This window comes from Streptomyces sp. NPDC043952, from assembly GCF_056435325.1.
Genome location: NZ_JBWKES010000010.1, coordinates 24003 through 41659, shown reverse-complemented (window position 1 = coordinate 41659; position 17657 = coordinate 24003). Strand labels below are relative to the sequence as shown.

Sequence of the window (17657 nt, the reverse complement as noted above, 5' to 3'; positions counted from 1 at the left end):
CCCGCAATCAACTGGGCTCACCGGGCGTCCGGGCCTTCGTTTCGGCCAACTCCGGGCCACCCCCCGGCGTCAACTCGATCGGGCATATGCCACCTGAACTGGGCCGACCACGGGACGCGGCCGGGGGCGCCGGTGACCAACCACATACCTTCTGCGTAGTGGCGCGGTAGCGCAGTGTCAGCCCTTGCCCCTAGGCTGTCCCGCATGTCCCCCCATCCCTCGCCCCCTGGTTCCGCACGGTCTGCCGCCGAGGTGAACGAGCAGATCCGGGCACTGTGGCTGCGCACCGGCGGCGCCCTCTCGGCCGAGGAACGCACGGAGTACGAACTGCTGGTCGTGGAGTGGGCCAAGGCCGTCCGCGAGGAGATCATCAGGGCCGCCTGACCAGCGGGCCGTTGCCCCCGCGCGGCCGACCGGAATCATCGAGCGTCCGCGCCGCGGGTCCACAGGGACAGGTCGCTGCTCGTCGCGACGGCGAGGGTGCGGCCGGAAGGGGAAAAGCCGGCGGCGCGGAATTCGGAGTAGTCGGCGTGGAAGATGTGCCACCAGCGCTCGCCGTGCGGGCCGGGGTGGGGGAAGCCGCCGCCGCGGGACAGCAGGACACGGTCATGGGGCCAGACCGGCGCCACCACCTTCAGCATCCAGCCGTCCCCGGTGGTGGCGTGCAGGCCGCCGCCGAAAAGCCCGGCGATGTGCACCCTGCGGCCGGCGACCGGGCCCAGGCCCGGACAGGTCAGGTCGGCGGTCGCGTCGGGGGACTCGTCCGCCGGGTCGGGGTCGCGGTCACGGGCGATCCGCTCCCCCGTGACGGCGTCGAAGAGACCATGGCCGTCGCCCGAGACGACCATCACCAGGTCGCGGCCGTCGCCGGGATGCGTCGCGAAGCCGATCCCGAGCAGCCCGCCGACCGGGGCGCAGGCGATGCGCCGCCAGGGCTCGGGCGCCGGTACCACCGGGGCCGCGAGGAGCCTTTGCCGGATCTCCCGCTGGTACGGGGACAGCTCCGGTTCCCCGCCCGGCCGCCCGAGCGGTGGTTCGTTCTTCGTCCGCTGCGTCACCCGGCCATGATCCACACCCCGCCGGGCAGGCCCGGCCCCGCCCCCGGTCTTCCCGCTCGCCCGAACCGCCGAATTTCCCCGCATGCCCCTTGGCTCCGCACCTGCCGTGGCCAAGACTGAGCCGATGACGCAGCGCGCGGAACTCGCGACCGTACTGGACCGACTGGCCGTGGACGAGTTGGTGACCGCGTACGCGGTGACGGTGGACGACGGCGACTGGCCGGCGTACCCGGCCCTGTTCACGCCCGGCGGGAGAGCCGACTACCGCTCGTCCGGCGGGATCGAGGGCGAGGCCGGGCAGGTCGCCGGGTGGCTCGCCGAGAACCTGGCGCGGTTCGCCGTACGGCAGCACCTGATCGTCAACCGGCGGGTGCGGTTCGGGGTCCTGGAGCATGACACCGGGGACACCGCGCGGGTGCGGGCCGACTATCTCAACCCGATGCGCCGAACCGGCGGGGACCACCCGGCCCCGCCGGATCTGGAGTGCGGCGGCCGGTACGACTTCGGGCTGCTGCGCACGCCGGACGGCTGGCGGATCGGCGAGGTCGTGGTCACGGAGAAGTGGCGGAGGACGGCCGAGCAGCGGTGAGGGCCGGGAGAGCCAGGGGGCATAGGCCAGGCGGTCAGGGGGCATAGGCCAGGGGGCTCGGGCCAGGGCGTGGGGTGGCGAGGGCGTCTGATCGCCGGGTTCCGGGGTGGGATGTGACGGTCCCGAAACGGGGATCGGCGGAAAACCGGCAGCTCCCCGCTGCAGGGGCGGCAGACCCCCGCCGCAGGGGCCGGCGGGCCCCCGTCGGAGACACCGGCAGGCCCCCTGTCGTAGATCGCTTGCGACGCGCACACTGGAGCCCTGGGGTAGGGAGGCTCCGCATGACGACGATCGAACGCTGGCTGGCCATTCCCTGGCGTCGCTCCGTCGTCCTCGCCCTCGCGGGTGCCCTGCCCGTCCTGGCGTTCCCGGCGCCGTCGCTGTGGTGGTTCGCGTACGTCGCCCTCGTCCCATGGCTGCTGCTGGCCCGCTCGGCGCCGACCGGGCGGCGGGCCGCGTACGACGGCTGGTGCGGCGGCTTCGGCTATCTGGTGGCGGTGCACCACTGGCTGCTGCCGAGCCTGCATGTGTTCATCTTCCTGATAGGCGCGCTGCTCGGACTGCTCTGGATGCCCTGGGGCTGGCTGGTGCGCCGGTATCTGGGCGGCACCCCCGCCCCCGGCCGGTGCGCCGTCGCGCTCCTCGTGCTGCCCTCGGGCTGGCTGCTGGTGGAGCTGGTCCGCTCCTGGCAGGGGCTCGGCGGACCCTGGGGCATCCTGGGCGCCAGCCAGTGGCAGGTGGCGCTGGCGCTGCGGCTGGCTTCCGTCGGCGGGGTATGGCTGCTGAGCTTCCTGCTGGTGGCCGTGAACGTGGCGGCGGCCGTGCTGATCGCGGTGCGCGGCGCCCGGCTGCCCGCGGTGGCCACGGTGCTCGCCACCGCCGCCGCGACCACCGCCGCCTGGGCCTGGGCGCCCCGGCCGCAGATCGACGGCCGGACGCGGATCGCCGTCGTACAGCCGGGCGTCGTGACCGGGCGGGACAGCCCGGAGCTGCGTTTCGACCGGGAGGAGCGGCTGACCCGGCGGCTCGCCGGGCAGGACGTCGACCTGGTGGTGTGGGGCGAGTCCAGCGTCGGCTACGACCTCGCCGACCGGCCCGACCTGGCCCGGCGGATCGCCGCGCTGTCCCGCGCGACCGGCGCCGACGTCCTGGTGAACGTGGACGCCCGCCGCTCCGACCGGCCCGGCATCTACAAGAGTTCGGTGCTGATCGGCCCCAACGGCCCCACCGGCGACCGGTACGACAAGATGCGCCTCGTCCCGTTCGGCGAGTACATACCCGCCCGTTCCCTGCTCGGCTGGGCCACCTCGGTGGGCAAGGCGGCCGGCGAGGACCGCAGGCGCGGCACCGAGCAGGTCGTGATGAACGTGGGGCACGGACTGCGGATCGGCCCGCTGATCTGCTTCGAGACCGCGTTCCCCGACATGAGCCGGCATCTCGCCGAGGACGGCGCGGACGTGCTCCTCGGCCAGTCCTCCACCTCCACCTTCCAGCACAGCTGGGCGCCGGAGCAGCACGCCTCGCTGGCCGCGCTGCGTGCCGCCGAGACCGGCCGCCCGATGGTGCACGCGACCCTCACCGGCGTCTCCGCCGCGTACGGACCCGGCGGACAGCGGCTCGGCCCCTGGCTGGGGACCGATGCGAGCACCGCACGCGTGTACGACGTGCCGCTCGCGCACGGCATCACGCCGTACGTCCGCTACGGCGACTGGCCGGTGCACGCCGCACTGCTGGTGCTGACCGCGCTGTGCGCCGGCGAGGGGGCGCGAGCGCTCAGGCCGCGCCGGGAAGGTCCTGAACCGCTCGTACCACCCGCTCGCACAGCTCATGGGTCGCCAGCGCGTCCCGGCCGCTGAGCAGGTGCCCGGCGCGCACCGCGTCCAGGAAGGTGTGGACCGCCTGTTCGATGCCGCGCTGCCGGGCCACCGGCACCCAGTCGCCGCGCCGGCGCAGGGTCGGCTGGCCCTTGTGGTCGATCACCTCGGCGAGGTTGAGCACCTGGCGCTTGGCGTCCTGCCCGGAGACCTCCAGGATCTCCTCCGTGGAGCCGCTGAGCCGGTTCATCACGCCGAGCGCGGTGAAGCCGGCGCCGCCGAGCTGGAGCACCACGTGGTGCAGCAGCCCGTCCCGGACCCGGCCGCGGACCGTGACCTCGTCGACCGGGCCCGGCGCCAGGAAGCGCAGGGTGTCGACGACGTGCACGAAGTCGTCCAGGATCATCGAGCGCGGCTCCTCGGGCAGCCCGACCCGGTTCTTCTGGAGCAGGATCAGCTCGCGCGGGTGCTCCAGGCACTGGGCGTAACCGGGGGCGTAGCGCCGGTTGAAGCCGACGAAGAGGGAGACGCCGCGCGCCTCGGCCAGCTCCACCAGCCGCTCGGAGTCCGCGAATCGGAAGGCGAGCGGCTTGTCGACGTACGTCGGGACGCCCGCCGTCAGCAGCCGGGTGACGATCTCGGGGTGGGCGGCGGTGGGGGCGTGCACGAAGGCCGCGTCGAGCCCGGCGGCGACCAGCGAGTCGAGGCTGTCGTGCCGCTGCCCGGCGGGCAGGTGCAGTCCGTCGGCGACCCGCGCGAGGGTGGCGGGGGTGCGGGTGTGCAGATGGAGCTCGACCTCGGGCAGCGCGCCCAGCACCGGCAGATACGCCTTCCGCGCGATGTCCCCGAGTCCGATGCAGCCGACCTTCACGTGTCTCTCCCCTGCGCTTCGCCCGCCTGTACGTCCTCGGCAGCATACGGGGGCCGCCAGTCGGCGATGCCGTCGAAGCCGCGCAGGAAGAGGGCGGGGCCGACCCTGGACAGGGCGGCCATCGCGGAGTCCCGGACGGCGACGGCCAGGCGACCGCCGGCCATGTTGACGCGGGCGATCCTGACGGCCTGGCGGGCGACGGCGGTCGTGCGCGGGAGCCGGGCGGCGGTGTAGGCGGCGAGGTCACCGGCGTGGTGGGCGAGGACGACGGCGTCCTCGATGGCCTGGTTGCCGCCCTGGCCGAGGGTGGGCGGCATGGCGTGCGCGGCGTCGCCGAGGAGGGCGACGCGGCCCGCGTGGTAGGCGGGCGGCGGGGTCGCGATGTGGTGCACGTCGTGCCGCAGGACGTCCTCGGGCCGGGTGGCGGCGAGCACGGCGGGGACGGGGTGGTGCCAGTCGCCGTAGCGGCGCAGGAGTTCGGCGCGTTCGTCGTCCGGGGCGCGGCCGCCCGGCGGGGTGACGGCCGCGGCGTAGGCGTACACCCGGCCGTCCCGCACCGGATGCGTCCCCCACAACCGCCCGCGCCCCCAGGTCTCATGGGAGGCGAACTCGACGCCGGGCAACGGGATCAGGACCCGCCAAGTGGTGAACCCGGCGTACGCCGGCCCCGGATGGGCGGGGAACAGGGCGGCGCGGACACGGGAGTTGACGCCGTCCGCGCCGACGGCCAGCTCGGCCTCCAGTTCCTCGCCGGCGGCGGGGTCGCCGGGATCGGCGGGCCGGGTGCGCACCCGCGCGGGCCGCGTCCCGTCGCCCGGTTCGGCGAGGGTGGCCAGGGTTGCCGTGCGCACGCTGCCGGCCGGGAGCAGCGCGGCGAGGCGGCCGATCAGGGTGGCTCGGGGCAGCAGCACCAGCGGGTCGCCGAAGCGGGCGGTCGCGGTGGCGGCGTCGCCGCGCGAGAGCCAGCGGCCGGACGGGGCGCGCAGGCCGCCGTCGCCCTGCCAGGCGGCCAGGTCGCGGATCTCGTCGCCGATGCCGAGGACGTCGAGGGCGCGCAGCGCGTTGGGGGCGAGGGAGATCGCGGCGCCGACCGGTGCCAGTGAGCGGGCCCGCTCCAGCACGGTCACCTCCCAGCCGCGCCGGTGCAGTGCCGCGGCCGCGGCCAGCCCCCCGATCCCGCCGCCGATGACGACCGCACGCGCCGACCCTGCCATGGCTCTCCCCTTCCTCACTACAACTGTAGTGCTCACCACGCTACTACAGCCGTAGTGCGACGGATAGGGTCTCCCCATGTCCGCACGCACCACCACCGGCCCGTCCCGCGCCGGCCTCGTCGCCGACACCGCGCTCGCCCTGCTCGCCGAGCGCGGGATGCGGGGGCTGACCCACCGGGCCGTGGACGAGGCCGCCGGACTCCCGCCGGGCTCGACCTCGAACGTGGCGCGCACCCGGCAGGCGCTGCTGGAACTCGCGGTACGCCGGCACGCCGAGCGCGAGGCGCGGCTCCTCCCCCCGGCCGAACCGTCCGGCCCGGCCGGCGACCTCGACACGCTGGCCGACGGGCTCGCCCTCGCCGTGCACCGCTCGCTCACGCGGGGCCGCGCGCTGCTCATCGCCCGCTACGAACTCGCCCTGGAGGCCACCCGCCGCCCCGAGCTGCGCGCCTACTACGACCGCGCCGGCGCCGTCTTCAAGGAACAGCTGGCCGCGCTGCTCACGGCCGCCGGCTCCGCCGACCCGGACCGGCATGTGCTGTCGCTCATCGCCTGGGCGGACGGCCTGATGTTCGCGTGCGCGGCGGGCTCGTTCAGCACGGAGGTGCCGGACCGGGCGACGATCCGGGCGGGAGTGCGGGAGCTGCTCGCGGGGATGCTGGGCCGCTGAAATCTCCTGGAAGCCGCCGCACTTGACCGGCGAGGATGGGGCCATGCCGAACGAACGCAACGAACCCGCCCTGAACGCCGGCGAACGCGAGATGCTGGAGGGCTGGCTGGACTTCCACCGCCGGACCCTGATCGCGAAGTGCGAGGGACTGACCGACGAGCAGCTGCGCACCGCCCCGGTGCCGCCCTCGGAGCTGACCCTGATGGGGCTGGTGCGGCACATGGCCGAGGTGGAGCGTGCCTGGTTCCGCACGGTGATGGCGGGCGAGGACGCCGGCTCGATCTACTGCTCCGATGCGGACGCGGACGGCGACTTCCACGCCACCGAGGCCGACACCTGGCAGGAGGCCCACGCCACCTGGCAGGCGGAGGTCGAGGCGGCCGGGCGGATCGCGGCCGGGCGGGAGCTGGACGAACTCTCCCGAGGGAAGAGCCGGTTCAGCGAGGAACCCTTCAGCCTCCGCTGGATCTACACCCACATGATCGAGGAGTACGCCCGGCACAACGGCCACGCCGATCTGCTCCGGGAGCGGATCGACGGCGCCACCGGCGTCTGAGGCGTCAGCTCCAGCACACGGAATCCCCTCATTCGGTGCGGGAGTTCACCCGAACGGGGGCACCCGGCTCGCTTCTTTGATGCCAAACGGGTCCAAAACCAGCATCGTTGCCCGAGTGCATCGAACGACGACCACCGCAGCGCTTCTGGTCACCGTCGCCGTCTCGGCCCTCACCGGCTGTGTGACGGTACGGCACACGGCGGCACCGGGACCGCCTCCGGGTGCCGCGCCCTCGCTCCAGCCGGCGCCCCGCACGGACGGCAGCGCGTCACCACGGGTGGTGCAGGCACCGGCGCGGGAGGCACTGGAGATGGTCGGCCCGTCCAAGGGCCCGGCACCCGCCCCCAAGGCCGCCCCGCACGGAAGTCCGGCCGCCCCGCCGCCCACGCACCCGCCCGCTCCCCCGCGCCCCCAGCCACCCCGTGCGCACCGCCTCCCGCAGGCACCCCCGCGCACCTCCCAGCGGGTCCCCGCGGACGTCTGCGACCTGGGCCGCGAGTACGGCGGCTGGCGCGGCAACAGCCCGGAGTCGGAGATCTGCGAGCGGACGTACGGCCACCACTGAACGACCCGGCGCCCCGGCTGAACGCAGCGGCCCTCGTCGACCGGCCCCTCCGACGGCGTCCCCCCTTGTCGTCGGCCCCCTCAGAAGTCGGCCTCCCCGACCCCGCACCGCCCCCTCAGCTGGGCCGCTGCCGAGGCGGCCCCCAGGGCCCCCCGCCCGACGGGCCCTCCTCCAGCCTCAGCTCAAGCCGGCCGATCGCCGCCCGGACCCCCTCGCCGTACCCGTCGTCCGCGAGGGCGTCCGCGGTGGTGCGGGCGTGGTCGAGGTGGGTGCGGGCGGCCTCGGTGCGGCCCAGCTTCACGTAGTCCGCGGCCAGGTTGAGGTGGAGGGAGGGGAAGAAGCCCGGCACGCCCCGCGCGTCGCCGTCGGGGAGTTCGCGGGCCGCCGCCAACGCCCGCAGGTCCCAGGCCAGTTCGTCCTCGGGGTCGTCCTGGGTGTCGGCGAGGTAGTGGGCCAGGGTGCAGCGGTGCAGCGGGTCGCCGTCCTCGCCGATCTCCGTCCACAGGTCGAGGAAGCGGCCGCGGGCCTCCTCGCGGTCGCCGGCGTGGTGCAGCATCACGACCTGGCCGATCCGCGTCAGCACCTCGTCCAGGGCCGTCTGTTCCCGTCGCTCCGCCACCGCGTCCTCCGGCGATCGTCCGCTGTCGTGCACCGACGCTAACCGGCGCCGCCCGGATTCCCGGTCAGGCGGCGCCGACTCCTCCGTCAGCCCAGGTCCGGGATGCGCCAGTCGATCGGCTCGTGGCCCTGGCGGGCGATCGCCTCGTTGATCTGGGTGAAGGGGCGGGAGCCGAAGAACTTCCTCGCGGACAGCGGGGAGGGGTGGGCTCCCTTGACCACCACATGCCGGCCCTCGTCGATCAGCGGGAGCTTCTTCTGCGCGTAGTTGCCCCACAGCACGAACACCGCCGGGTCGGGACGGGCGTCCACCGCGCGGATCACGGCGTCGGTGAACTTCTCCCAGCCCTTGCCCTTGTGCGAGTTGGCCTCGCCGGCCCGCACGGTGAGGACCGCGTTGAGCAGCAGCACGCCCTGCCGGGCCCACGGCATCAGATAGCCGTTGTCCGGGACCGGGAGGCCCAGTTCGTCCTGCATCTCCTTGTAGATGTTGCGCAGCGAGGGCGGGGTCTTCACGCCCGGCCGGACCGAGAAGCACAGACCGTGGCCCTGGCCCTCGCCGTGGTACGGGTCCTGGCCGAGGACGAGGACCTTCACCTTGTCGTACGGCGTGGCGTCCAGCGCGGCGAAGACCTCCTCGCGCGGCGGGTAGACGGGGCCCTTCGCCCGCTCCTCCTCGACGAACTCGGTCAGCTCCTTGAAGTAGGGCTGCTCCAGTTCGTCGCCCAGAACCCCGCGCCAGGACTCGGGCAGCATGGCGATGTCGGTCACGTCAACGTCCTCACGATGTCGATCAATTACCGCGTGCGGTCACTTCAGGATTCAGAACCTACAGGCGACCACTGACAGCGCTCCCCCGCAGGTCCGCTCCCCGCCGCTCACCAGCTGGTTTTGCGGTGCAGCGTCCACATCATCATGATCGTCGAGGGGTCGAGGGCCTGCTCGCCGCCGGATATGTCGTCGCTGGCCGCCACGTACTGCCGACCCTGCCACAGCGGCAGCAGCCGGGCGTCGCTCGCGATGATCCGCTGGGCCTGCTCCATGTCGCCGACGGTCCTGGCGCGGTCGCTCTGGGCGCGCGAGTGCGGCAGCAGCCGGCCGGTGATCTCCTTGGCCGGATAGGGCGTGCCGAGCGCGTTGTGCTCGCCGGTGAAGGGCGCGATGAAGTTGTCCGCGTCGGGGAAGTCCGGGGACCAGCCGCGGCCGAACACCGGGTACTCGCCCTTCTGGTAGCCGACCACATACGTCTTCCAGGGGCGGCTTTTGAGGGTGACGGTGAACAGTCCGGAGCCCTCCAGCTGCCGCTTGAGCTCCTTGAACATCAGGGCGGTCTCGGAGCCGTAGCGGTCGGTGGTGTACCAGAGGGTCAGCGGGACCTTCTGGTGGATGCCCGCGTCCTGGAGGATCGTGCGGGCCTTGGTGGTGCTCGGGTCGCCGTACTCGTCGAAGAAGGCGGTGGTGTGGCCGACGAGGCCCTTGGGGACCATCGAGTACAGCGGGTCGACGGTGTCCTTGTAGACCTTGTGGGCGATGGCGCCCCGGTCCACGAGCTGGGCGATCGCCTTGCGCACGGCCGGCCGCCCGGCCCAGGGGTCCTCGGGGTCGAACACCAGGTAGCTGATGTCCGTGCCGGCGCCGTCCACGAGCTGGAGGTCGGAGTTGCCCTGCTGCTGGAGCGCGAGGATGTCGTCGGCGCCGAGACCCCGGTAGGTGACGTCGATCCGCTTGTCGCGCAGCGCCTTGACCATGCCGGCGGAGTCCTGGAAGTAGCGGATGGTCACCGCGTCGTTCTGCCGCCGGGCGAAGCCGTGGTAATCGCCGTTGCCGGTCAGGACGGCCTGCCGGCCCTCCTGGTACGACGTGAGCTTGTACGGCCCCGAGCCGTCGGCCCCGGAGTCCTTGCGCAGGGCGCGGGCCGGGTAGTCCTTCGGGTCCACGATCGACAGGGCCGGGGTGGCGAGCACGAACGGGAAGGTGGCGTCGGACCTGCTCAGGTGGAACACGATCCCGCGGTCGCCGGAGGTGTCCACCCGGTCGAGGCTGCCGAGGAGCCCGGCGGGGCCGGCCGGGGCGTTGATGGCGCGGATGCGGTCGACGGAGTACTTGACCGCGCGGGCGTCGAGCGGGTCGCCGTCGGCGAATTTCAGGCCCGCGCGCAGCGTGCAGCGGTAGGTGCGGCTGGAGGAGTCGGTGAAGGCGCAGCTCCGGGCGGCGTCGGGCTGGGGGGTCGTCGCGCCGTTCGGGTAGGCGAGGAGCGTCTGGTAGATGTTCCGGTACAGCTCCCAGGAACCGTCCCAGGCGCCGGCCGGGTCGAGGGTGCTGGGCGCGCTGGTGGTGCCGACCACGATCGGGTCCCCGCTGCCCGAGTTCCCGTCGGACAGCAGGCCGCAGCCGCCGGCGGCCAGCGACACGGACGCGATCGCCGTGACTGACCGCAGGAATCGGTTCCGGTTGGACAACGCGCACGCTCCTCGATCCGCCTACCGGGGTCGGCAGACCTTACCTCAGCGTCGGTGCGCCCAACCTCCCCTGGAACATGGCCACTTGATCGAAAAAGCGGTGACGACGTTGTCATCCGCCCCTGTGTTCGCTGTGCGGTGTTCCGGGCGCCGGTCCGTCCGGAATCCGGCGCCCGGAAGGCGGTTTCACACCCCGGCGTTGAGGAAGAGTCCACCGTCCACGACGAGGGTCTGACCGGTGACCCAGTCGGACTGCTCGGAGGTGAGGAAGGCCGCGGCGCCGCCGATGTCGGACGGCACGCCGAGCCGGCCCAGCGGATAGGCGGCGGCCGCCTCCTCCTCGCGGCCCTCGTACAGGGCCTGGGCGAACTTCGTCTTGACCACGGCCGGGGCGATCGCGTTGACCCGCACCCTGGGCGCGAACTCGTGCGCCAGCTGCTGGGTCAGGTTGATCATCGCGGCCTTGCTGACGCCGTAGGCGCCGATGAACGGCGAGGGCGCGAGGCCCGCGATCGAGGCGATGTTGACGATCGCGCCGCCGTTGTCCTTCTGCCAGGCGTGCCAGGTCTTCTGGGCGAAGCCGAGCGCGGAGATCACATTGGTCTCGAAGACCTTGCGGGCGACGTTCAGGTCCAGGTCCGCGATGGGCCCGAAGACCGGGTTGGTGCCCGCGTTGTTGACCAGGTGGTCCAGGCGGCCGAAGGCCTCCATGGTGCGCTCGACGGCCTCGCTCTGGTGGTCGAGGTCGTGCGCCTTGCCGGCCACGCCGATGACCCGCTCTGCGCCGAGCTTGTCGACGGCCTCCTTGAGCGCGTCCTCGTTGCGGCCGGTGATGCACACCCGGTCGCCGCGCGCGACGAGGGCCTCGGCGACGCCGTAGCCGATGCCGCGGCTGGCGCCGGTGACGAGGGCGACCTTGCCGGACAGGGGCGGGAGTTCTGCGGAAGTCATGTGCCTGTCCCCTAGTCGAGCGGCCCGCCGGCGACGTACAGCACCTGGCCGGAGACGAATCCGGCCGCCTCGCCGGTGAAGAAGGCGATGGCGTTGGCGATGTCCTCGGGCTCGCCGACGCGCTGTACCGGGATGGCGCCCGCGGCGGCCTTCTTGAAGTCCTCGAAGCCCATGCCGACGCGCTCGGCGGTGGCCTTGGTCATCTCGGTGGCGATGAAACCGGGGGCGACGGCGTTGGCGGTGATGCCGAACTTGCCCAGCTCGATGGCGAGGGTCTTGGTGAAGCCCTGGAGACCCGCCTTGGCGGCCGAGTAGTTGGCCTGGCCCCGGTTGCCGAGCGCCGAGGAGGAGGACAGGTTGACGATCCGGCCGAAGCCGGCGTCGACCATGTGCTTCTGCACGGCCTTGGTCATCAGGAACGAGCCGCGCAGGTGCACGTTCAGGACGGTGTCCCAGTCGGAGACGCTCATCTTGAACAGCAGGTTGTCGCGCAGCACGCCCGCGTTGTTGACCAGGATCGTCGGGGCGCCCAGCTCCGCGACGATCCGGGCGACGGCGGCCTCGACCTGCGCCTCGTCGGAGACGTCGGCGCCGACCGCGATGGCCTTGCCGCCGGCCGCGGTGATCTTCTCGACGGTGTCCTTGCAGGCGGCCTCGTCCAGGTCGATGACGGCGACCGCGCGGCCCTCGGCGGCCAGCCGTACGGCGGTGGCGGCGCCGATGCCGCGCGCCGCGCCGGTGACGACCGCGACCCGCTGTTCAGTGGTGGACATGTGCTGTTTCTCCTCGCCCTTGAGAGATCCCGTACGACCCTTCGCGAGGGCCTTCCGGTGCGGTGAGCGACCGCTTAGTATCTTCAGCCCACACGACGCTAGAAGCCCTGGCACCCGGTGTCAACGGCTCATCCGGCCGTTGTGATCCATTACCTCACCAGGAGGTCCAGCAATCGCTCCGTCTCGGCGGCCGGGTCGGCGGTCAGGCCGGTGTGCACCGGGCCGGGCTGGACCACGGTGGAGCGGGGCGCGATCAGCCAGCGGAAGCGCCGCCCGGCGTCGTCCCCGGCCGCCTGTCCGGCCGCCGCGCCGCCCGCGCAGTGCCGCTCGATCGCGGTGAGCGCCGCCCTGATCCCGGCCGCGTCGGCCGCCGGGTCCAGGGCGCGCAGCCGGTCCTCGTCCAGATGGGTGCGGGCACCGACGTAGCCCTGGGCGCGGCAGTAGACGGCCACGCCCGCGTTGAAACACTCCCCGCGCTCGATCCGGGGTACGACCCTGATCAGCGCGTACTCGAAGACGTCCCGGTCGCCGCCCTGGCCGGCTCGGGTGATGTGGCGCTCGGTGACATGGCCGGCCATGTGGATGTGGGTCTCGCTCACTTGTCCTCCTGGGGGCCGGTGCCGGTGATGCGGTCGGCGATGACGGCGGCACGGGCGAGCAGCGGGCGCGCGTAGGCCCGGCGCAGTTCGTCCGGGGTGCCGAAGCCGGGTTCACCGGTGAGCCAGGCGTCCGGGATCTCGGCGGTGACCTCGGCGAGCAGGTCCTCGGTGACGCGGGGCGCGAGGTCGGCGGCGGCCGCCGCGAGGTCCGGGGCGAAGCCGGCGAGGGCGTGCTCGGCGGCGTCGTAGGGGCGGGCGGCGGACTTCTCGGCGGCGGGCCAGTTGTGGTGCCAGATCATGGTGGCGCCGTGGTCGATGAGCCACAGCTCGCCCCGGTGGACCAGAAGGTTGGGATTGCGCCAGGAGCGGTCCACGTTGTTGATCAGCGCGTCGAACCAGATGATCCGTCCGGCCTCCTCGGGGCTCACCGCGAAGGCGAGGGGGTCGTAGCCGAGGGCGCCGGAGAGGAAGTCCATGCCGAGGTTGGTGCCGCCGCTGCCCCGCAGCAACTCCTGCACCTGCGGCTCGGGTTCGCCGAGCCCGAGCACCGCGTCCAGCTCGACGGTGACCAGGCGGGGCGCCCGGAGGCCGAGGCGCCGGGCGAGTTCGCCGCACACCACCTCGGCGACCAGGGTCTTGCGGCCCTGTCCGGCTCCGGTGAACTTCATGACGTAGGTCCCGAAGTCGTCGGCCTCGACGAGCCCCGGCAGCGAGCCGCCCTCACGCAGCGGCGTGATGTAGCGGGTCGCGGTGACTTCCTTGAGCATCGCCCCAGGTTACTGGGGCCGCCCGCGACACGGGGGCCGGAGGCGGCCGGGCGCCTCGGCGGCAGCCGGGGTCGCGCGACAGTGCGTCGCCGCCGGTTCCGTGCGGCGGGGCGCCGTAGGGAACAGGCGACGAGCGGGCCCCGCGGCGCCGGGCCGCAGGATCAGCCGACCTTCCGCGCGGCCGTGCGCAGCGCCTCGACCGCCGCGCGGATGGAGGGGCGGCGGTCGGCGTCGGCGCGCCAGATGACGTAGACGTGCCGGCGCACGCGCTGGGTGAGGGGTACGAGGACCGCGCCGTCCGGCACCGGATGGCGGCCCAGCAGCGGCGCGATGCACACCCCCAACCCGGCGGCCACGAGCTGGAGTTGGGTGTGCGTCTCGCCCGCGCGGTGACCGACGATCGGCTCGACGCCCTTGGAGCGCAGGGTGAACATCAGCCACTCGTGGCAGAACTCCCCCTCGCCCCAGGTGATCCACTCGTCCTCGGCGAACTCGGCGAGGTCCACCTCGGTGCGGTCGGCGAGCCGGTGTCCCGCGGGCATGGCGACCTCGGCCGGGTCGTCCAGGAGCGGCGCCTTGACCAGTCCGTCGGGGACCGGCATCGGCTTGTTGTACCAGTCCAGGACCACCGCGAGATCGAGGTCGCCGCGCACCACGGCGGCGATGCCCTGCTCCGGTTCCAGCTCGCTGGAGCGCACCCGCAGCCCCGGATGCTCGGCGCGCAGCGCCCGCAGCGCCACCGGGAACAGGCCGCGGGCGGCGGTGGGGAACGCGGACAGCCGCAGCTCGCCGACGACCTGCCCGCGGTGCGCCTCCAGGTCCGACTCGGCCAGCTCCACCTGCGACAGGATCCGTGCCGCGTGCTCCGAGAGCAGCCGGCCGGCATCGGTGAGCCGTACGCCCCGGCCGTTCTTCGCGAGGAGCTGCTGGTTGATCTCGCGTTCCAGCTTGCCCAGCTGCTGGGAGACGGCGGACGTGGTGACGTGCAGCGCGTCGGCGGCGGCGCTGACCGAGCCGTGCCGGGCCAGGGCGTCCAGGGTGCGCAGGCGCTCCAAGTTCAACATATAAGCGATCCTACGAGATACCCGGTGAGATTTCTCGATTGTGCTAAGAAGTTTGATCCCGCATCGTTGTCGTCATGAGCACGGTCACCACACCCCGAACCCAGTCCCCCACCACCCCGGACCCGTCACCGTCCCGCCCCCGCCTCGACTGGCGGCTGCGCTTCGGCGCCCTGTCCCTGATCTGGGGCTTCAGCTTTCTGCTGATCAAGGTGGGGACCAGCGGGTACGCGCCGTTCCAGGTCACCCTCGGCCGGCTGGTCTTCGGTACGGCGGTGCTGGTGGCGGCGATGGCCGTCAAGCGGGAGCGGCTGCCGCGCGGGGGCCGGCTGTGGGCGCACATGGCGGTCGCCGCGTTCTTCCTGAACGCCCTGCCGTTCTCCCTCTTCGCCTACTCCGAGCTGACCATTCCGTCCACGCTGGCCGGCATCTGCAACGCCACGTCGCCGCTGTGGGGCATGGCGCTGTCCGTCGTCGCGCTCTCCGAGGACCGGCCCACGCGCATCCGGGTCGCCGGACTGGGGCTCGGGTTTCTCGGGGTGCTGACGGTGCTCGGCGCCTGGCAGGGCTTCCACGGCCTCGACGCCACCGGCACGGCGATGGCCCTGCTCGCCTCGGTGAGCTACCCGGTGGGCTGGATCTACGTCCGGCGGACGCTCGCGGGCACCGGCAACTCCCATCTGTCGATGACCGGCGGCCAGTTGCTGGTGGCCACGGTGCAACTGGTCGTGGTGACCCCGCTGTTCACCGGCATGCCGAAGCACTTCGCCCTGGTGCCGCTGCTGGCCGTCGCCGCGCTGGGCGCACTCGGCACGGGACTCGCGGTGCTCCTCCAGTACGGCCTGGTCGCCGAAGTCGGGCCCACGACGGCGCAGATGGTCACGTACTTCATTCCGGTGATCGCGACTGCGGCAGGGGTGGCGATCCTCGGGGAGTCGCTGCGCTGGAACACGCCCGTGGGGGCGGTGATCGTGCTCGCGGGGGCGGCGCTCACACAGGTGCGGGGGAAGAAGGGCGCCACACGCTCGTAGAGCGGCTGCTCCCGGACCACCGCGCCACGGCCCGCACCGCCCCGCCGCACCCCACGTCGGCAGGGGAACGACAACGCGCGGATGCGCTCGCTCAGACTCGTTCCGCCCGTCCGGCCGGGCATGGCGCGAGGCCCGTCGTGGGGGCGGGTCGGCGGGCGAGGTCGGGCAGGACGGTGGCCAGGCCGGCCAGTGCCATGGACGCGCCGAGCCAGAGCGGGGCACGCAGGCCCCACCTGTCGATCGCGACGGCTCCGAGGGAGGAGCCGAGGATGATGCCGAGCGTGATGAAGGAGGAGTGGACGGTGTTGACCAGCGGGCCGGCGTTTCCGGTGCGCTGGACGCGGGTGGCCATAGCCGGGTTCATGGTGACGCCGGCCATGCCGATGCCCATCACGCAGACGACGGCCGGTGCGGGCAGGTCGGCGAAGAGGGCGAAGCCCGCCAGGAACAGGATGTTGAGGACGAGGCCGGCGGCGAGGACCGGGACGGTGTGGCGGTCGGCGAAGCGGCCGACGACGTTGTTGCCGGCCACGGTGGCGGCACCGTACGCGATCAGCAGGAGGGGGACGGTGCCGCCGGAGAAGCCGGTGAGGTCGGTGAGGATCGGGTCGAAGTAGCTGAAGGCGGAGAAGGTGGCGCCGATGATGAGCGTGCTGGTGGACAGCACCAGCCACAGCTTGGGCTTCCTGAAGACGCCGACCTCCTGCCGGAAGCCGCCGCCCTCGGCGCGCTCGATGCGGGGCACGCCGAACAGGGTGGTCACGGCGGCGATCATGGTGATGGCGGTGATGGTCCAGAACGCCGCGCGCCAGCCGAACCGCTCGCCGACCAGGGTGGACAGGGGCAGTCCGAGCAGGGTGCCGAGCATCAGGCCGTTCATCGCGACGGCGATCGCGCGCCCGCGCACCTCCGGGCGGGTGATCTGGGCGCACATCGAGATGCCCACACCGAAGAAGGCCTGGGAGGCGATGCCGGTGACGACCCGCGCGATAAGCATCGTGGAGTAGCCGGTCGCGGTGGCCGCCAGGACGTTGCCCGCCAGGAAGACGGCGAACAGCAGCATCAGTGCCGTCCGTGGCGGAAGTTTCATGACCGCCACGGTGAGGAACGGGCCGCCGAGCGCCATGGCCACCGCGAACGCGGTGATGAGGTAACCGATCTGGGGGATGGAGGCGTTCAGGCCGTCGGCCAGCTGCGGCATCAGTCCGGCGACCACGAACTCGCTGGTCACCATGGCGAAGATGCCGAGCGCCAGGACGTATACGGCACGGGGCACGGTTCGGTCTCCTCGGGGAGTCGGTATTCGTTGGGTCATGGAGCGATCGGTTATGGATCGATCAGTTCAAAACGTGGGTACGAGCGTGCTCCGCACCAGGCCGGCGCGGAGGGCGGCTCAGTGGGTCAGCGCGTCCAGGGCGACTTCGGCGATCGACTCCAGCGCGGTCCGGTCGGCGCCGCCCTGGCTGGAGACGCGCATGCCGCCGATCGCCGCGTTGATGAAGCGGGCGAGCGCTCCGGCGTCCCGCCGGGAGGTGATACTGCCGTCCCGGCGGCCCTCCTCGATCACCGCGCGCAGCGCCGAGAGCCTGCGGGCCGTGTCACGCTCCAGCATGCCCACCGCCCGGCTGTCGCGGCCGGCCAGTTCGACCGTGGTGTTCACGGTCAGACAGCCCAGGCTGCGACCGCCGGCCCGGTGCTCGGTCTCGCCGTCGACGACCATGGCGAACAGCGCGCGGATGCGATCGGCGGCGCTGCGCCGGGTGTCCTCCAGGAGGGCCAGCTGGGCGGTGGTCATGGTGTCGATGTAGTGGGCCAGCGCACGCTCGAACAGGTCGCGCTTGCTCTTGAACGTGTTGTAGATACTGCTGCGCCCCAGCCCGGTGGCTTCGCACAGGTCCTGGGTGGAAGTGGCCTCGTAGCCCTTCTCCCAGAACGTGTGCATCGCCGCGTCCAGGGCCCGTTCCTCGTCGAACATCCGCGGTCGGGCCATGGCGGCAGCTTAGCGGTTTTGGATCGGTCGTTGCAATACGGGGAGGCGCGCCGCGACTCCGCGTGACGCGC

General features: G+C 72.7%; 20 protein-coding genes. 7 read left to right on the top strand and 13 right to left on the bottom strand.

Features of this window, described 5'->3' with window-relative positions; genetic code table 11:
* Window positions 1-204 precede the first annotated feature (204 nt).
* Entirely contained in the window at window positions 205-384 is a 180-nt protein-coding gene (locus AC069R_RS14300) for a hypothetical protein (RefSeq protein ID WP_478767115.1), read from the top strand.
* Between the two features lie 35 nt (window positions 385-419).
* Here AC069R_RS14300 and AC069R_RS14295 read toward each other — a convergent pair whose 3' ends face one another.
* Window positions 420-1058, bottom strand: a complete 639-nt coding sequence (locus AC069R_RS14295) for a hypothetical protein (protein WP_478767114.1) — start codon at window positions 1056-1058, stop codon at window positions 420-422.
* Window positions 1059-1182: 124 nt separating this feature from the next.
* Between AC069R_RS14295 and AC069R_RS14290 the strand changes: the two genes are divergently transcribed.
* Both AC069R_RS14290 and lnt read left to right on the top strand, forming a co-directional pair.
* Entirely contained in the window at window positions 1183-1647 is a 465-nt protein-coding gene (locus AC069R_RS14290) for a nuclear transport factor 2 family protein (RefSeq protein ID WP_478767113.1), read from the top strand.
* Window positions 1648-1928: 281 nt separating this feature from the next.
* Window positions 1929-3503, top strand: a complete 1575-nt coding sequence (gene lnt / locus AC069R_RS14285; protein ID WP_478767112.1) for an apolipoprotein N-acyltransferase — start codon at window positions 1929-1931, stop codon at window positions 3501-3503.
* Here the strand turns inward: lnt and AC069R_RS14280 are convergent.
* The gene (locus tag AC069R_RS14280) at window positions 3421-4332 is read right to left on the bottom strand and encodes a Gfo/Idh/MocA family protein (RefSeq protein ID WP_478767111.1); all 912 of its coding nucleotides are present in this window, start codon (window positions 4330-4332) and stop codon (window positions 3421-3423) included. The two genes, lnt and AC069R_RS14280, sit on opposite strands and share 83 nt — an antisense overlap.
* Window positions 4329-5546 (bottom strand): FAD-dependent monooxygenase, encoded by a 1218-nt coding sequence (locus AC069R_RS14275; RefSeq protein WP_478767110.1) that lies wholly within the window; start codon window positions 5544-5546, stop codon window positions 4329-4331. The genes AC069R_RS14280 and AC069R_RS14275 overlap by 4 nt, the downstream gene beginning before the upstream one ends.
* A 76-nt stretch (window positions 5547-5622) precedes the next feature.
* Between AC069R_RS14275 and AC069R_RS14270 the strand changes: the two genes are divergently transcribed.
* From AC069R_RS14270 to AC069R_RS14260, 3 genes are all read left to right on the top strand, one after another.
* Window positions 5623-6216, top strand: a complete 594-nt coding sequence (locus tag AC069R_RS14270; protein ID WP_478767109.1) for a TetR/AcrR family transcriptional regulator — start codon at window positions 5623-5625, stop codon at window positions 6214-6216.
* A gap of 43 nt (window positions 6217-6259) precedes the next feature.
* Window positions 6260-6772: a DinB family protein gene (locus AC069R_RS14265; protein WP_478767108.1), complete on the top strand. Its 513-nt coding sequence runs from the start codon at window positions 6260-6262 to the stop codon at window positions 6770-6772.
* A 115-nt stretch (window positions 6773-6887) separates the two neighbouring features.
* Window positions 6888-7337: a hypothetical protein gene (locus tag AC069R_RS14260; protein WP_478767107.1), complete on the top strand. Its 450-nt coding sequence runs from the start codon at window positions 6888-6890 to the stop codon at window positions 7335-7337.
* 115 nt (window positions 7338-7452) lie between these two features.
* Here the strand turns inward: AC069R_RS14260 and AC069R_RS14255 are convergent, their stop codons facing one another.
* From AC069R_RS14255 to AC069R_RS14220, 8 genes are all read right to left on the bottom strand, one after another.
* The gene (locus AC069R_RS14255; protein WP_478767106.1) at window positions 7453-7956 is read right to left on the bottom strand and encodes a hypothetical protein; all 504 of its coding nucleotides are present in this window, start codon (window positions 7954-7956) and stop codon (window positions 7453-7455) included.
* 86 nt (window positions 7957-8042) lie between these two features.
* Entirely contained in the window at window positions 8043-8726 is a 684-nt protein-coding gene (locus AC069R_RS14250) for a uracil-DNA glycosylase (RefSeq protein ID WP_397987053.1), read from the bottom strand.
* A 107-nt stretch (window positions 8727-8833) separates the two neighbouring features.
* Window positions 8834-10414: an ABC transporter substrate-binding protein gene (locus tag AC069R_RS14245; RefSeq protein WP_478767105.1), complete on the bottom strand. Its 1581-nt coding sequence runs from the start codon at window positions 10412-10414 to the stop codon at window positions 8834-8836.
* A gap of 186 nt (window positions 10415-10600) precedes the next feature.
* Window positions 10601-11365 (bottom strand): SDR family oxidoreductase, encoded by a 765-nt coding sequence (locus AC069R_RS14240; protein WP_397987051.1) that lies wholly within the window; start codon window positions 11363-11365, stop codon window positions 10601-10603.
* 11 nt (window positions 11366-11376) lie between these two features.
* Entirely contained in the window at window positions 11377-12138 is a 762-nt protein-coding gene (gene fabG, locus AC069R_RS14235) for a 3-oxoacyl-ACP reductase FabG (protein WP_397987050.1), read from the bottom strand.
* 149 nt (window positions 12139-12287) lie between these two features.
* On the bottom strand, window positions 12288-12737 hold the full coding sequence (locus AC069R_RS14230) for a DUF3037 domain-containing protein (RefSeq protein ID WP_478767104.1): 450 nt from the start codon (window positions 12735-12737) through the stop codon (window positions 12288-12290).
* On the bottom strand, window positions 12734-13504 hold the full coding sequence (locus AC069R_RS14225; protein ID WP_478767103.1) for a HipA family kinase: 771 nt from the start codon (window positions 13502-13504) through the stop codon (window positions 12734-12736). The genes AC069R_RS14230 and AC069R_RS14225 overlap by 4 nt, the downstream gene beginning before the upstream one ends.
* Before the next feature lie 161 nt (window positions 13505-13665).
* A complete protein-coding gene (locus AC069R_RS14220) occupies window positions 13666-14568 on the bottom strand; it encodes a LysR family transcriptional regulator (protein WP_478767102.1) in 903 nt (300 codons plus the stop codon).
* Window positions 14569-14642: 74 nt separating this feature from the next.
* On the opposite strand from AC069R_RS14220, the gene AC069R_RS14215 reads away from it, so the two are divergent.
* Window positions 14643-15596, top strand: a complete 954-nt coding sequence (locus tag AC069R_RS14215) for a DMT family transporter (RefSeq protein ID WP_478767101.1) — start codon at window positions 14643-14645, stop codon at window positions 15594-15596.
* 91 nt (window positions 15597-15687) lie between these two features.
* Here AC069R_RS14215 and AC069R_RS14210 read toward each other — a convergent pair whose 3' ends face one another.
* A complete protein-coding gene (locus AC069R_RS14210) occupies window positions 15688-16872 on the bottom strand; it encodes an MFS transporter (protein WP_478767100.1) in 1185 nt (394 codons plus the stop codon).
* Window positions 16873-16989: 117 nt separating this feature from the next.
* Complete coding sequence (locus tag AC069R_RS14205; RefSeq protein WP_478767099.1) at window positions 16990-17586, bottom strand: TetR/AcrR family transcriptional regulator; 597 nt, start codon at window positions 17584-17586, stop codon at window positions 16990-16992.
* Window positions 17587-17657: the final 71 nt, after the last annotated feature.

Bases quoted from the DNA above. Each gene is read 5' to 3' on its own strand.
- AC069R_RS14215 (WP_478767101.1), top strand. From the start codon at position 14,643: ATGAGCACGGTCACCACACCCCGAACCCAGTCCCCCACCACCCCGGAC.
- AC069R_RS14265 (WP_478767108.1), top strand. From the start codon at position 6,260: ATGCCGAACGAACGCAACGAACCCGCCCTGAACGCCGGCGAACGCGAG.
- fabG (WP_397987050.1), bottom strand. From the start codon at position 12,138: ATGTCCACCACTGAACAGCGGGTCGCGGTCGTCACCGGCGCGGCGCGC.
- AC069R_RS14225 (WP_478767103.1), bottom strand. From the start codon at position 13,504: ATGCTCAAGGAAGTCACCGCGACCCGCTACATCACGCCGCTGCGTGAG.
- AC069R_RS14290 (WP_478767113.1), top strand. From the start codon at position 1,183: ATGACGCAGCGCGCGGAACTCGCGACCGTACTGGACCGACTGGCCGTG.
- AC069R_RS14240 (WP_397987051.1), bottom strand. From the start codon at position 11,365: ATGACTTCCGCAGAACTCCCGCCCCTGTCCGGCAAGGTCGCCCTCGTC.
- lnt (WP_478767112.1), top strand. From the start codon at position 1,929: ATGACGACGATCGAACGCTGGCTGGCCATTCCCTGGCGTCGCTCCGTC.
- AC069R_RS14205 (WP_478767099.1), bottom strand. From the start codon at position 17,586: ATGGCCCGACCGCGGATGTTCGACGAGGAACGGGCCCTGGACGCGGCG.
- AC069R_RS14220 (WP_478767102.1), bottom strand. From the start codon at position 14,568: ATGTTGAACTTGGAGCGCCTGCGCACCCTGGACGCCCTGGCCCGGCAC.
- AC069R_RS14275 (WP_478767110.1), bottom strand. From the start codon at position 5,546: ATGGCAGGGTCGGCGCGTGCGGTCGTCATCGGCGGCGGGATCGGGGGG.
- AC069R_RS14270 (WP_478767109.1), top strand. From the start codon at position 5,623: ATGTCCGCACGCACCACCACCGGCCCGTCCCGCGCCGGCCTCGTCGCC.
- AC069R_RS14300 (WP_478767115.1), top strand. From the start codon at position 205: ATGTCCCCCCATCCCTCGCCCCCTGGTTCCGCACGGTCTGCCGCCGAG.